Below are 14,046 nucleotides of genomic sequence, written 5' to 3'. Positions count from 1 at the left end.
TTTATTGTTATTTTTATAAAGTGAAATATTATTTTGCTGTGCGGAATAAAAAGCCGATGGTTCAATCGCTGGAGCATGCCTTATGAAAATCCTCGTCGCGGTGAAACGCGTCATCGACTACAACGTCAAAATCCGCGTCAAAGCGGACCATTCTGATGTGGACCTTACCAACGTCAAAATGGCCATGAACCCCTTCTGCGAAATTGCCGTGGAAGAGGCGGTGCGCCTGAAAGAGAAGGGCGTAGCCACCGAAGTCGTGGCCGTGACCGTAGGCCCCAAGGCCGCCCAAGAGCAGCTGCGCACCGCGCTGGCGCTGGGGGCTGACCGCGCCATCCACATTGAAACCGACGAGCGCGCCGAATCGCTGGCGGTGGCCAAACTGCTGGCCAAAGTGGTGGATGAAGAGCAGCCCGGCCTCGTCATCCTCGGCAAACAGGCCATCGACACCGACAACAACCAGACCGGCCAGATGCTCGCCGCGCTGACTAACCTGCCGCAAGGCACGTTTGCTTCGGAAGTGGCCGTAGATGGAGACAAGGTCAACGTCACCCGTGAAATCGACGGCGGCCTGCAAACCGTCGCGCTGACACTCCCGGCGATCGTCACCACCGACCTGCGCCTGAACGAGCCGCGCTACGCCAAGCTGCCGGACATCATGAAGGCCAAGAAAAAGCCGCTGGATGTCAAAACCCCCGCCGACTATGGCGTGGAAGTGGCCTCCAAAGTCACGCTGCTCAAAGTGGAATCTCCTGCCGAGCGCAAAGGCGGTATCAAAGTTGCCTCGGTGGACGAGCTGATCGACAAACTGAAAAACGAAGCCAAAGTGCTTTAAAAGGAGCTGATCTCATGAGCATTCTGGTACTTGCCGACCTTCATGAAGGTCAGTTAGCGGGCGCGACCGCTCACGTCGTCGCAGCGGCCCAGGCCATCGGTGGCGATATTGATGTGCTGGTCGCCGGTGAAGGCGTCCAGGCGGCGGCAGACGCCGCTGCAAAACTCTACGGCGTGAGCAAAGTACGCGTAGCAGATAACGCTGCCTACGCTCATCAGCTTGCCGAGCCCATGGGTGCGCTGCTGGTGGAGCTAGCAGGGGACTACACCCACGTACTGGCCAGCGCCTCCACCACCGGCAAAAACGTGCTGCCGCGCCTGGCGGCCCTGAAAGATGTTAGCCAGCTGTCAGACGTGATTGGCGTCGAAAGCGCCGATACCTTCCTGCGCCCGATCTATGCCGGTAACGCCATCGCCACGGTCAAAAGTGACGACGCGCTAAAAGTCATCACCATCCGTACCACCGGTTTTGATGCGGTCGGTACCGGCGGTAGCGCCACAACGGAAGCGGTGGCTTTCGTCGCCGACAACGCCCAGTCCAGCTTCGTCAAGCAAGAGCTGGCGCAAAGCGACCGCCCGGAACTCGGTGGCGCCAAGGTCGTCATCTCAGGCGGCCGCGGCATGGGCAACGGCGAGAACTTCAAACTGCTCGACGGCATCGCCGACAAGCTGGGTGCCGCCATCGGTGCCTCCCGTGCGGCGGTGGACGCTGGCTTCGTACCCAACGACATGCAGGTCGGCCAGACGGGCAAGATCGTCGCCCCCGAGCTTTACATTGCGGTGGGTATTTCAGGTGCGATTCAGCACTTGGCGGGGATGAAAGACTCCAAGGTGATCGTCGCCATCAACAAAGACGACGAAGCGCCGATCTTTCAGGTGGCCGACTACGGCCTGGTCGGGGATCTGTTCGAGATCCTGCCGGAGCTTGAGAGCAAACTGTAAACGTCCCTCAAAAGCCCCGAAAGGGGCTTTTTTCGCTTAGAAATTTTAATAATAATCAGCGAGCTGCTTATGCTAACCCAACTGACTGCCTCGATGACGCTGCCGGTTATCGGCTCTCCCATGTTTATCGTTTCTGGCCCTGAGCTGGTGATTGCCCAGTGTAAGGCGGGGATTATTGGCGCGTTTCCGGCGCTGAACGCCAGGCCTGCGGAAGTGCTTCGGGAGTGGCTGCAGCAGATTACCGAGACGCTGGCCGACTACAGCGCCCGGCACCCGCAGCAGCCCGCCGCGCCGTTTGCGGTGAATCAGATCGTGCACCCCACCAATGACCGACTGGAGCATGATGTGGCGCTATGTGCTGAGTTCAAGGTGCCGCTGATCATTACCAGCCTGCATGCGCCCAACCGGGTGGTCGAACAGGTGCACGCCTATGGCGGCATGGTATTTCACGACGTGACCACGCTGAGGCACGCTAAAAAAGCCATCGACGCCGGGGTGGATGGGCTAATTTTGGTCTGTCATGGCGCAGGCGGCCATGCGGGGCGGCTTAACCCCTTCGCTTTTGTGGCGGAGGTCAGGCAGTTTTACGATGGCCCGCTGGTGCTGGCAGGGGCGATAACCAAAGGCGAGCAGATCGCCGCCGCCCAGGCGCTGGGCGTGGACATGGTGTATATGGGCACGCGCTTTATTGCCACCCAGGAAGCCAATGCTCAGCCCGCTTACAAGCAGATGGTATTGGAAGCCGCTGCGGGGGATATCGTTTATACCAACCTGTTTACTGGCGTGCACGGTAACTACTTACGCCAAAGCATCGAGCTGGCCGGGCTTGACCCAGAGGCACTGCCAGAGGGCGACAAAAATGCCATGCGCTATGGATCAGGCGGCAGCAGTAAGGCAAAAGCGTGGCGGGATATTTGGGGTGCCGGGCAGGGAGTGGGGGGCATTACCACACTGAACAGCGTGGCGGATGAAGTAGCCACGCTTCGTACGGATTATCAGCAAGCACTAGATCAGTTACGACGGCGCTGACGAAAAGCAGCCACGCGAGCGTGAAAATCCTCGGTGGCTTTACACTCATCCTGCAGGGCGCCTTCAAGCATTAGAGTGTCGTCAAGGGACAGGTTCGCTGCCTGTCGCATGGCCCGTTTCGTTGCTCCCAGCGCTTGAGGTGATTGAGCCACCAGGGCCTGTGCCAGCGCTCGTGCTTCCGCTAACACCTGATCATCTTCCACCGCCCGGTTGGCTAGGCCCAGCGCCACGCAGCGCTCGGCATCCATGGGCGTGGCCAGCGCTGCCATCTCAAAGGCTTGGGCATGACCAAGCTTGCGCACCAAATGCCAGCAAGCGCCGCCATCGGGAATCAAACCAATATTGATAAAGGCCAGCTTCAGGTAAGCCGAGCGGCCCATCACCACCATATCGCTGGCCAGCACGTAGGACACACCAATCCCCGCAGCAGCGCCGCTCACCGCGGCGATCACGGGCTTTTCCATCGTCATCATGCTGTGCAGCGCAGGCAAAAAAAGCGTTGCCAGCCGTTGGCTTGCAGGCTGGGTGGAGGCCTTTTCGAATTCCGCTAAATCAGCACCGGCGCAAAAAGCGCTACCTTCACCGCTGAGGATCACGCAGCGTACCTGCGGGTCAGCCGCCACGGTGGCTAATGCGTCATTGAGCGCCAGGGCCGTGGGCTCGTTGAGGGCATTGCGCACCGCAGGGCGCGCAATGGTCACTTCGGCGATACCGCCCTCGGTAGTCTCAACGCGTACAAGTGACGTTTCGTCACTGCGCATGAGCTTCTCCTTAGGCGGCGTCGAGCTGTTCGCTCACCGTTTCAAGGTGATAGTCGCTGTCGCCCAGGTAGTGGTCAAACATCACCAGATGTTTGGCGTAGTGGGCGACGTAGCACTCTTCGGTCATACCCATGCCGCCATGAAGCTGAATGGCCTGTTCCGCAATAAAGCGCGCAGACTCGCCGCAGTAAGCCTTGGCCGCGGCGATTTTATAGTCCCGCTCGTCAGCAGGCAGTGAGAGGCTGGCGGCGGCGAGAATCGCCATGGAGCGCGACTGTTCTAGGTGAAGGTGCATATCCACCATGCGGTGCTGCAGTGACTGGAACGTGGCCAGCGGCAGGCCAAACTGCTTACGCTCTTTTAAATAGGCGAGGGTTTGGTCGCAGGCGGTTTCCATCGCGCCGATGGCTTCGGCGCACAGCGCCCCGCGGCCCAGGGCCAGCACCTCTGCCAGGGCGTCACTGGCGTCTTCGCTTAGGCAGTTCTCTAGCGGCAGAGTCACGCTGTTCAACGTTAGGTCACCGGCGGGCTGGTCATCCATCGTGCGGTAGGTATGTAAGGTTACGCCTTGAGTGTCCGCAGGGACCATGAACAGTCCTAACTTGCCGCTTGACAGTTGGGCGGTCACAAGCGTGGCGGCGGCACTGCCTAGATTCATCACCACATCTTTGCGGCCGTTAAGCTGCCACTGGTTATTTTGCTGGATCGCGTGGGTAGAAATGTCGAAAGCGTCATAGCGGGCTGTGTGTTCTTGCCAAGCCAAGGCGAGCTGGTGTTCACCTTCTAACAGCGGAGCCAGCCAGCGCTCTTGCTGTGCGGGGTTGGCGCATAGCGCAAGCAGCTGCCCGGGCATGACTAACCCAAACAGGTACGCTTCCGGCACCAAGCCGCGCCCCAACGCTTGCATAATAATCATTAAATAGGTGCCGTCGCCGCCTAGCCCGCCTACGTCTTCGCTAAACGGCATATGCAGCAGCCCCAGCTCGGCAAACGTGCGCCATAGCGGGCTGGCCCCTTGGGCTGGCGCTTCCAGCATAGCGCGGCGCTGCTCGGGCGATACCTGGTCTGCCACCAAACGGGTGAGTGTCTCTTCGAGCATGCGCTGCTCGTCGGTGAGTGCAAAATCCATGGTGACCCCCTTACATACCTAAAATGGTTTTAGCGACGATGCCTTTCTGAATTTCGTTGGCACCGCCATAAATCGACAGCTTGCGACGATTAAAATACTGGGCGCTGGCGGCAGCGCCTTGGGCGTATTCGTCATCTAGCGACGCATCACCATGGAGACACTCGGAGAAGAACGGCAGGGCAGCAGGCCCAAGCGCGCGGCGGGTGAGTTCACTGATCTCTTGGCGCAGCTCAGAGCCGCGTACTTTCAGTAGTGAACTCTCCGCACCGGGCACGCCGCCATCCCGCGCTGCGGCAATCACGCGCAGGTTGGTGACTTCAAGCGCCATCAGTTCAAGCTCGGCTTTGACCACCCGCTGGCGAAAGCTGGGTAGCGATAAAAGTGGTTTGCCGCGATGCTGCATACGGGAGGCGAGGGACTTCAAATGGCGCAGCGCCTGTTTGGCGTGGCCAAGCCCAGCAATACCGGTACGCTCGTGGGTAAGCAAGAATTTGGCGCAGGTCCAACCTTGGCCCTCTTCACCAACGCGGTTTTCTACTGGCACGCGCACATCATCGAGAAACACTTCGTTGACTTCATGAGCGCCGTCGAGGGTGATAATCGGCCGTATGGTAATGCCGGGCGTCTGCATATCAATCAGTAAAAAGCTGATGCCCGCCTGCTTTTTCGCGTGTGGGTCGGTGCGCACCAAACAGAACATCATGTTGGCGTGCTGGCCTAGGGTCGTCCAGGTTTTCTGGCCATTGACGATGTAGTGGTCGCCATCGAGCACGGCGCGGGTGGATAAGCCCGCCAAATCCGAGCCAGCGCCCGGTTCGGAGTAGCCCTGGCACCACCAGTCCTGGTTATTAAGAATCCGCGGCAAGTAGTGCTGTTGCTGCTCCGCGCTGCCAAATTTCATGATCACTGGCGCGACCATGTTGACGCCAAAGGGCACCACCGTAGGGGCGTGGGCGGCGGCGCACTCTTCATCGAAGATATGCCGCTGCACCGGGCCCCAGCCTGGACCGCCGTGCTCAACAGGCCAGTTGGCGGCAAGCCACCCTTGATCGCTGAGAATATTCTGCCAGCGGATGTGGTCATCGGCCCGCAGATGGCGGCCTAGGCGCACGCGCTCACGGATGTCGCTGGGCAGTGCATCGGCTAAAAATCGGCGGACTTCCTCGCGGAATGCCTGCTCTTCGGGGCTAAACGTCAGGTTCATGAGTGTGCATCCTCGGAAGGCGTCTTTTTGTGAGTCGATAAATGGGATGGCAGAGAGGCTTGGCGGTGCGGCCCGCCTAAATGGCGTGGGTAGCCCAACGCTTCCACCGCCAACAGATCAATATCGCCCTCGCGGTAGCAGGCGCCTTGCTGTGCTAGCGTCAGGCTCGCCTGCTCCATGGCTGACTGAGCGTCGTTGTCGGGCGCTTGCTTTGCGGCGTTATAAAGCGTGCTCAGTACGCTTTGAGACTGAGTTGCCACGACATTAGCCCGCAGCGCTTTGAGCGTTAAGGCAACCCGCTGCTGGTCGGTCGCGCTGGCACTGTGATTCACCAATTCATGGAACGGGCCGCGCTCGGCAAGTACCAGGCTTAGGAGTGTGGCTGAGGCACTGTCGGTGAGTGGCTGCAGCGCTACGGTGACTGCTTGAGAAGGGCAGGCGCTTGCGTCTGCGCCAGGGGCGAGCAGGCACAGCTCAGTGCTATCGTTTGGGGTATCGGTTAGCGTTATGCTGGCGCGCTGGGCGGCGGTATGAAGCGTCTCAAACAGCGGGTGCTCGCCGATGAGGGCGATATGGCGAAATGGCTCAGCGTTATCTACTCCAGGTACCACGTGGGGATTTCTGGCGGCAAAAAATAGATGAATAAGCCCGGCACGCTGCGGAGAGTCCATGCAAGCCAGAAACAGCTCCCGCTCGCGGCGCAATCCCTCTTCCAGCGACGCCGCTTTCGTGCAGGCGTCAACGGCTTCCACAATGCGAAACGGTGAAAACAGCGCCGGTGCGATGGCTTCCAGCTGTTTCCGCATGGTGGCAATGGCCTGGGGGTTGGCCTCTGGGGCAGGTAATTGCCCAGTGATGCGCGTGTGCTGTTGGCCGTACAGAACCGCTTGTGCCGCTGCTAGCCCTGCCTCCAGCGACGTCTGGGCATCGCTGATGTCATCAATAATGCCGATATCAAGTGCTTCAGTGGCCTCTACGAAGCGCCCGCTGGTGATGATTTCCAAGGCGTTTTCCACACCTACCAAACGTGGGAGACGCTGGGTGCCTCCTGCGCCTGGTAGTAAGCCAAGCTTCACTTCCGGTAAGCCGACGCGAGTGCCTGTCAGGGCGACGCGATAGTGGCAGCCCAGTGCGACCTCCAAGCCGCCGCCTAGCGCGGTGCCGTGTAGCGATGCGATAAGCGGTTTGGAGCAGGCTTCTAGCTGTGAAATCACATCCGGTAGCAGCGGCGCTTGAGGCGGCTTACCAAATTCACGTATATCGGCCCCGGCGATAAAGGTGCGCCCCTCGGCCATCACCACCAGTGCTTTGGCCTGCTGGTCGGCCAACCCCTCTTCAAGGGCGCTGAGTAAGCCGCTACGCACCGCTTGGCCCAACGCGTTGACGGGCGGGTTAGCGATGCTGATGACGCCGACCTCGCCATGCCGCTGGTAGTGAACACTCATAGTGGCTCCCGTGTTTCGCTATGTGAAATTTAAGCTTGTTATTTGGAATATATGGATCATGGCGAAAGTTGCTAAAAGAGTCAATAATGTAAAACGTAGTTCTGCAATGCGGAATTTGGCTACCTAAATCTAAGGCCGCACAGAGGCGGCCTTAGATAAGGGCTTTCCGTATTTATTTAATTAAAATTAGAAAACGGGATTTAACCCAGCTTCTTGTAAGGCGGCCCGCCGGGTTTCCATCCAGCCGTCGATAAACGCCGCTTCCTCTTCTGGCGCATCGGCTTGATAGGTTTTCCAGGTGTCCATTAGCAGCTGTTGCCGCTCCACCAAGGCGTTTTGATGCGCTTCCATTTCATCGGTCCACACACCGCTTTCCTGGTAGTACGCCACCACGGCATCGTGGAAAGGCACCACCCAGGTCATGTTCTGATTTTCGAGCGCATAGCCGCTAGCGCCTGGGGCGTTATCCTTATAGTCGTCAAACGACTCCACCAGCGTGGTAATCAAACCGTTGGCCGTTTCCGGGGCTAAATCGGCGTTGCTCACCATAATCGGGTAAGGGTAGCTGGCGCTGGCAAGCGGCTGCTCGGCGTCAATACCAGCGCCTGAGGTGACGTCGTGGGGTTGGAAGTACGGCGCTACTTCCAGCATCCGCGCCCAGCCAGCCTCATCATCGGTAGGCAGTTCAGGCCACTGCAAGCCGCGGGGGCTAGCGGCTAAGCGTTGGGCCGCAGGCGTTACCGTGGTGGTGATCGCGGCATCGGCGCGGTCGCTGATAATGCCGTCGAAGGCGGCGTTGTAGCCGGGGAAATCGACTCGCTCAACGTCATCCCACGTTAACCCGGCGAATGCTAGGTAGGCTTCGGCAGCTTTATTCAGCGCGTCGTCTCCACGCAGGTAGGCCAATCGCTTGCCTTTAAGGTCGTGGATTGACTCAATGTCCACGTCTCCCGCGACCGCCATGCCTAACCCAAAACTGGCCATCGAGGTTGAAATCACGCGAATAGGCTGTGGGCCCCAGTCGGGGCGAGCAAACATCATCACCCCTTCGGAGCCGTAGTAGCTCGCGATTCCGCAGGCGCACAGATCAACCCGGCCCGTTTTCAGCGGTGTCATACGCATGGTGTCGTTTTCGCCAGGAATGACTCTGGACTGCGTGCCATGCTCCTCTTGTAGCAGTTGGCTAATCGCCATGATTTGCGCATTGCCGCTGGTGCCGGTGCCGTAAGCGGTCCAGTTAAGCGTGCTGGGCATGGCGCTAGCGTTGCTCGTGATGATTAGCCCAGCAGCCAAGCTACTGAATACGAGGGAGAGTGTTGTTTTTGTGCTCATAAGATTCCTCGAAGTTAGATTAAGCGTTGGCAGTAAGCGAACGCCGATGGTGGCGCTGGCTTAAACGCGCCATTAAAACGCCGGGTACCAGTGCTAACGCGGCGAGGCTGATTAATTCCCACTGGCTTAATGGCACCAGGCCGCCGCCAGGTAGCGCTAGCAGCAGACCTGCGATCAATACGAGGGCACGAATGACGATCTCCTGCAGCGCGCCGTAGCCCAGTCGACCAACCCCCATCAGGTAGCCTTGCATCGCTGATGCAAACAGGATGATGCCGATGACCGCCTGGATAAATACGACGATGATCATCAACGGTTCGCCCTGCATAATCAGCGCGGGGTTAAGCACGAACAGGAAGGGAATAAAGTAAATAACGCTGCCCAGGCGCATGGCCTGCAGGCCGGTTTCCATCGGGCGGGCACCTGCCACGGTGGCGGCAGCAAAGGCACCCAGCGCCACGGGCGGGGTGATAAAGCTCAGCATGCCCCAGTAGAGGATGAACATGTGCACCGCCATGGGGTCTAGACCGCCGCCTTGAATCAGCGCAGGGGCGAGCGCCACCGCCAGGAAGATATAGGCCGCAGTGACCGTCATGCCAATGCCCAACACAAAGCTGGTGACCGCGCCCATAATCAGCAGTAGCGGCACGCTGCCGCCAGCGATATTGATAAAGTCGTTGGCGATGGTGCCGGAAAGGCCGGTCATGGAGAGCGCGCCCACCAGCATACCCACGCCCGCCAGAATGGCGATAAGCTCAGCAAACAGCTTGGCCGCTGACGATAGCGTGTCGGTGACATCCTTCCAGCCCCAGCGGTTGTGCTTGGAGAGCTGGTTGAGCACCAGCAGCAGGGCGGTGGCATAGAAGGGGGCAACCGCTTCGCGCTGCATGACTAGCAGCATCCACACCAGCAGACCGAAGACGAAGATGAAGTACCAGCCCTCTTTGAGCGTTTGCTTAATTGAAGGCAGCTCAATCGCGGGTAAGCCCTTAATATCATTGCGGGCCGCGTAGGCATCAATCTGGATAAACAGGCCGAGGAAATACAGAATTGAAGGAATGACGGCGGCAAGGGCAACCGCAGAGTAAGGAATGTCTAGGAACATCGCCATGACAAAAGCGGTAGCCCCCATCACGGGGGGCATCAATACACCGCCCGTTGAGGCACAGGCTTCAACACCGCCCGCAAAGGAGCGGCTCATACCGATACGGCGCATGGCCGGAATCGACAGCACGCCGGTAGTCAGCACGTTACTGATCACACTGCCGCTCATGGAGCCCATCAGGCCGCTGGAGAAGATCGATACCTTGGCCGGGCCACCGCGTACATGGCCCAGCAGAGCAAAGGCTAGATTGATGAAAAACTTGCCGCCGCCGCTTTTCTGCAGCACCACGCCAAAGACCAAAAAGCCGATCACTAAGCCTGCAAACGCCTGCAGCGGCACACCCATGATGCTTTCGGTGCTCATGGTGTGGTACATGGCGGTTTGTTCCAGGGTGGAAGGAAACGCCTGGATAGGGCCGGGGACGATATCGGCTACCAATGGGTAGAGAGAGAACACGCCTGCAATAATAGCGATAGGCAAACCGCCTGCCCGGCGTGCCGCTTCAATAATGAGCGCCCAGTAAGCGTAACTGGCATAGATAGCAAGCTCGGGTGCGGAAAACGCCCAGCCGCGCTCCAGTATGGGTACCGCGTTATACACGAAGTAGCCGCCTACGATCAGCGTGAATGCGCTGAGCAGATAGTCATACCAGGGGATAGGCTGCTCTTGCTGGCTGCCGCGCATGGGCCAGAGCAGAAATACCAGCGGGAGCAGTAGCGCTACAACCGCGTAATAGAACTGCGTCTCCAGGCCCGTAACAAAAGTCAGTAAGCCGATGTTAAAAAGATAATCCAGGGTCATAGCCATCAAAATGACGGTCACCGTGGCGGGAATCCAGCGCAGCGCAGGGGGAAGCTGACGAATTTGGCTGATCTTTTCTTTAACCTGCTGATTATTGGCAGGCGAGGTATCTGTGGTCATGGGGGACATCCGTCAATCAGCAGGGGGCGGCGGGCGCCGCCCCGTGGCGTATTACTCGAAGATCGGTTCGAAGCCAGCATCGCTTAGTGCGGTGGCTCGGGTTTCCATCCAGTCGGCAGTAAATGCTTCATCATCACTGGGTGCGTCTTGCATAAAGCTTTCCCAGGCGGTTAACAGCACGTTCTGGCGCTCAACGAGCTTGTCCTGATGGGCCTGCATTTCATCAGTCCATACATCGATTTCTTTGTAGTACTCCACGACCGCATCGTGGAAAGGCACTACCCACTGAAGGTCTTGCTGTTCCAATGCATAGCCAAGCGCACCTGGGGCGTTGTCTTTGTAGTCATCAAAATTTTCCTGCATCGCTTTGATCAGGCCATAAGCGACGTTGTCGTCGAGGTCTTGGTTGGCGACCACAATGGGGTAAGGATAACTAGCGCTGGGCACCGGGTTTTCGGCGCTAACGCCGCCTGCCCCAGAAGTGACCTCGTGAGGACGGAAGTAGGGCGCAACCGCCGCCATACGCTCCCAGCCTGCTTCGTCGTTAGGATCCAGCACTGGCCAGCTAATGCCGCGCGGGCTGCTGGCAAGTTGCTGGGCTGGCGGTGTCACTGTGGTGGTAAAGGAGGCGTCCACATCGCCAGCGATAATGCCGTCAAATGAGCGGCCGTAGCCGGGATAATCAACCCGCTCGACGTCATCCCAGGTTAAACCGCCAAAGGCGAGATACGCCTCTGTGCCTTTATTGAGCGCATCGTCGCCGCGGATATAGGCGATGCGTTTGCCCGCCAAGTCAGCGGGCGTTTCAACGTCTAAGTCGCCCGCGACCGCAAGGGAAAGGCCAAAAGAGGCGGTGGAGGTGGTAATCACGCGTAGCGGCTGAGGGCCCCAGTCAGGGTCGGCAAACATCATGACCCCTTCGGCGCCGTAGTAACTGGCAATGCCGCAGGCGCAAAGATCCACACGGCCCTGTTTCAGCGGGGTCATGCGGGAAACATCGTTGTCGCCCGGTAGGATTCGTACCGATGAGTCGTATTTGTTCTGCAGCATATTACCGATGGCGACGGCTTGGGCATAGCCACTTGAGTTAGTGCCATAGGCTGTCCAGGCCATTGTGCCGGGCAGTTCAATTTCATTGGCATGGCTTACTGCTGCGCCGAGTAGCGATAGAGGTAGGGCGGCAACAAGTAGGCGGTGAGCGAATGGGCGCATTGGAATGCTCCTTTATTGTGGTTGTAATGACGTTAGTGGTTACGTTTAGTTACTTTTTGTTTTGCTCTGCGGTATTGTATTTTGCTAAGTGGTCAGCTGATAGTAGAGAAGCCGCTGGGTGGCTGTCAATGCCGTTGTCAGTGGCGACTCGCGTTGGTAATAGTCATGCATAAAAAAACCAGGCAATTGCCTGGTTTTTCAGAATAGTCGCGAATGCTATGTAATTAAGAGAATTCACGCCAAGCGGCGTAAGTACTTAAAAATACTCGGCCGGTAAGCGCATCCAGAAAGTCACTCTTCTTGAGTTGATCCATCACCGGACCTTTGACCTCGGATAGATGCAGTTTTACATCGGAGTCTTTTAAACGGGCATTGATGGCATCCAGGCTTTCCAGCGCTGAAGCATCTATGAGGTTGACGGCCGAGCAGATCAACACAACGTGTTCTAGCTCAGGTTGGCTCGCCACTAGGTTATAAACGGTGTCTTCCAAGTAGCGGGCATTGGCAAAATAGAGGCTCTCATCAATGCGCAGCAGGGCCACATTATTGACCGTCTCCACATCGTGGCGGGTGGTGTTTCTGAAGTGCTCGGTACCGGGAACCCGGCCCACCAGCGCGCTATGAGGACGGCTGGTACGGTACAAGAACAACGCAATGGATAGCGTGACACCGCTGAGGATACCGGCTTCAACGCCTTCGATCAGCGTGAGTAGAATGGTCACTGCCATGGCAGCAAAGTCGCTGCGTGAGTAGCGCAAGGTTTGGCGCAGCATGGGGATATCCACCAGCGTCAAAATCGACACGGTGATGGTCGCGGCCAGGGTCGCAATTGGCAGGTAGAAGAGCCAGCCGGTGAATGACAGCGTTACCAGTGCAATGCCTAATGCCGCAAAGGCACCGGCGGCAGGTGTCTGGGCGCCTGCGTCGTAGTTGATGACGGTGCGTGATAAACCGCCGGTGACCGGCATGCCGCTGGAAAAACCGGCGGCCAGATTGCTAGCGCCCAGGCCCACTAACTCCTGATTGGGCGAGATACGCTGGCGCCGCTTAGCCGCCAGCATCTGTCCCATGGAGACCGACTCTACAAACCCTACCAGGCTGATCAGTAGTGCAGGAATCACCAGTGCTCGCCACAGCGAGTAGTCTCCCCAGGGAAAACTCAGCGCTGGCAGGCCGCCAGGTATCTGGCCAACCACATTGACGCCCTTCTCCGCCAGCTGCCAGTGCCAGGTCACCAGAGTGGTAATAACCACTGCAAAGACGGGGCCAGCTTTTGCAATCAAGTCCGCTAGAGGGAGAGGCAAGCCCGCTTTATGTAGGGTGGCTTTGCCATGTCGGCGCAGTGCAATCAAAAATACCAGGGTACCGCCGCCGATCATCAGGGTGGGTAAGTTGAAGGACGCCAGATTGGGCACCAAGGTAACCAGGCGTTCCACCAGGGTAAAACCACTACTTTCGATGCCCAGCAAACTGCCGAGTTGGCTGGCTGCGATCAAAATACCCGATGCGGTTAAAAATCCCGAAATCACTGGATGGCTAAGGAAATTACTGAAAAAGCCCATTTTTAGCAGGCCCATCACTACCAACATGCCGCCAGAAAGCAGTGACAGTATCAGCGCTGCCTGTAAATACGTTTCTGTGCCGGTTGCTGCGACAGATGACAGGGCCGCACCCGTCATCAACGCGATAATGGCGACCGGCCCAACCGCTAGGGTTTTGCTGGTACCAAATAGGGTATAAACCAGTTGCGGCAGGATGCTTGCGTACAAGCCAACCACTGCTGGCAGCCCAGCTAGTAGTGCATAGGCGAGTGACTGAGGAATAACCATCACGGTGACAATCAACCCCGCTAAGAGGTCGGCCCCCAGCAGACGTTTATGATAATGGGGGAGCCACGTCAGAATGGGAAAATAGCGCTTTAACATGAATTCCATAAGGTGTAGGAGTGTCAGAATGAAGAGAGTAAGGGATATTCCAATTCATTGCAGTGCTTATATTCATTTGCACGGCGCTAATTCAATGATGATCAGGCGCTTCTGAACTTTCCGTCTTCCCCCAAAGTGCTACTTCTTTCATTAGCATAACCCGTTAAGATTACGCACTAAGGAGAGTTAAACCTCCTTAATAAGGCTGTT

General features: G+C 57.8%; 11 protein-coding genes. 3 read left to right on the top strand and 8 right to left on the bottom strand.

The features are described from left to right. The first annotated feature begins 82 nt into the window (after positions 1–82). From V8L70_RS12125 to V8L70_RS12115, 3 genes are all read left to right on the top strand, one after another. Positions 83–832, top strand: coding sequence for an electron transfer flavoprotein subunit beta/FixA family protein (locus tag V8L70_RS12125; protein ID WP_101147005.1), 750 nt, complete (start codon positions 83–85; stop codon positions 830–832). Positions 833–846: 14 nt separating this feature from the next. Further along, positions 847–1,773 (top strand): electron transfer flavoprotein subunit alpha/FixB family protein, encoded by a 927-nt coding sequence (locus V8L70_RS12120; protein WP_101147004.1) that lies wholly within the window; start codon positions 847–849, stop codon positions 1,771–1,773. Positions 1,774–1,842: 69 nt separating this feature from the next. Beyond that, positions 1,843–2,802, top strand: a complete 960-nt coding sequence (locus tag V8L70_RS12115; protein ID WP_101147003.1) for an NAD(P)H-dependent flavin oxidoreductase — start codon at positions 1,843–1,845, stop codon at positions 2,800–2,802. Here V8L70_RS12115 and V8L70_RS12110 read toward each other — a convergent pair. The 8 genes from V8L70_RS12110 to V8L70_RS12075 form a co-directional block, all read right to left on the bottom strand. After that, a complete protein-coding gene (locus tag V8L70_RS12110; RefSeq protein ID WP_101147002.1) occupies positions 2,784–3,563 on the bottom strand; it encodes an enoyl-CoA hydratase/isomerase family protein in 780 nt (259 codons plus the stop codon). The two genes, V8L70_RS12115 and V8L70_RS12110, sit on opposite strands and share 19 nt — an antisense overlap. A gap of 10 nt (positions 3,564–3,573) precedes the next feature. After that, entirely contained in the window at positions 3,574–4,692 is a 1,119-nt protein-coding gene (locus tag V8L70_RS12105) for an acyl-CoA dehydrogenase family protein (RefSeq protein ID WP_101147001.1), read from the bottom strand. Between the two features lie 10 nt (positions 4,693–4,702). Next, positions 4,703–5,896, bottom strand: a complete 1,194-nt coding sequence (locus tag V8L70_RS12100; RefSeq protein WP_101147000.1) for an acyl-CoA dehydrogenase family protein — start codon at positions 5,894–5,896, stop codon at positions 4,703–4,705. Next, positions 5,893–7,341 (bottom strand): enoyl-CoA hydratase/isomerase family protein, encoded by a 1,449-nt coding sequence (locus V8L70_RS12095; protein ID WP_101146999.1) that lies wholly within the window; start codon positions 7,339–7,341, stop codon positions 5,893–5,895. The genes V8L70_RS12100 and V8L70_RS12095 overlap by 4 nt, the downstream gene beginning before the upstream one ends. 186 nt (positions 7,342–7,527) lie before the next feature. Continuing rightward, entirely contained in the window at positions 7,528–8,673 is a 1,146-nt protein-coding gene (locus V8L70_RS12090; protein WP_101146998.1) for a TAXI family TRAP transporter solute-binding subunit, read from the bottom strand. A gap of 19 nt (positions 8,674–8,692) precedes the next feature. Continuing rightward, positions 8,693–10,699 carry a TRAP transporter permease gene (locus tag V8L70_RS12085; RefSeq protein ID WP_101146997.1) on the bottom strand — a complete coding sequence of 669 codons (2,007 nt, stop codon included), beginning with the start codon at positions 10,697–10,699 and terminating at the stop codon, positions 8,693–8,695. 51 nt (positions 10,700–10,750) lie between these two features. Beyond that, complete coding sequence (locus V8L70_RS12080) at positions 10,751–11,911, bottom strand: TAXI family TRAP transporter solute-binding subunit (protein WP_101146996.1); 1,161 nt, start codon at positions 11,909–11,911, stop codon at positions 10,751–10,753. 224 nt (positions 11,912–12,135) lie between these two features. Further along, positions 12,136–13,836 (bottom strand): SulP family inorganic anion transporter, encoded by a 1,701-nt coding sequence (locus V8L70_RS12075; RefSeq protein ID WP_101146995.1) that lies wholly within the window; start codon positions 13,834–13,836, stop codon positions 12,136–12,138. Between the last annotated feature and the right edge of the window lie 210 nt (positions 13,837–14,046).

The organism is Vreelandella arctica (genome assembly GCF_037070215.1).
In the GTDB taxonomy this organism is placed as follows: domain Bacteria; phylum Pseudomonadota; class Gammaproteobacteria; order Pseudomonadales; family Halomonadaceae; genus Vreelandella; species Vreelandella arctica.
Note: the sequence above shows the minus strand (reverse complement) of the source record. Positions and strands in the feature narration are given on the sequence as shown.

Coding starts and splice junctions, on each gene's coding strand:
- V8L70_RS12125 (WP_101147005.1), top strand. CDS start 83: ATGAAAATCCTCGTCGCGGTGAAACGCGTCATCGACTACAACGTCAAA.
- V8L70_RS12120 (WP_101147004.1), top strand. CDS start 847: ATGAGCATTCTGGTACTTGCCGACCTTCATGAAGGTCAGTTAGCGGGC.
- V8L70_RS12115 (WP_101147003.1), top strand. CDS start 1,843: ATGCTAACCCAACTGACTGCCTCGATGACGCTGCCGGTTATCGGCTCT.
- V8L70_RS12110 (WP_101147002.1), bottom strand. CDS start 3,563: ATGCGCAGTGACGAAACGTCACTTGTACGCGTTGAGACTACCGAGGGC.
- V8L70_RS12105 (WP_101147001.1), bottom strand. CDS start 4,692: ATGGATTTTGCACTCACCGACGAGCAGCGCATGCTCGAAGAGACACTC.
- V8L70_RS12100 (WP_101147000.1), bottom strand. CDS start 5,896: ATGAACCTGACGTTTAGCCCCGAAGAGCAGGCATTCCGCGAGGAAGTC.
- V8L70_RS12095 (WP_101146999.1), bottom strand. CDS start 7,341: ATGAGTGTTCACTACCAGCGGCATGGCGAGGTCGGCGTCATCAGCATC.
- V8L70_RS12090 (WP_101146998.1), bottom strand. CDS start 8,673: ATGAGCACAAAAACAACACTCTCCCTCGTATTCAGTAGCTTGGCTGCT.
- V8L70_RS12085 (WP_101146997.1), bottom strand. CDS start 10,699: ATGACCACAGATACCTCGCCTGCCAATAATCAGCAGGTTAAAGAAAAG.
- V8L70_RS12080 (WP_101146996.1), bottom strand. CDS start 11,911: ATGCGCCCATTCGCTCACCGCCTACTTGTTGCCGCCCTACCTCTATCG.
- V8L70_RS12075 (WP_101146995.1), bottom strand. CDS start 13,836: ATGTTAAAGCGCTATTTTCCCATTCTGACGTGGCTCCCCCATTATCAT.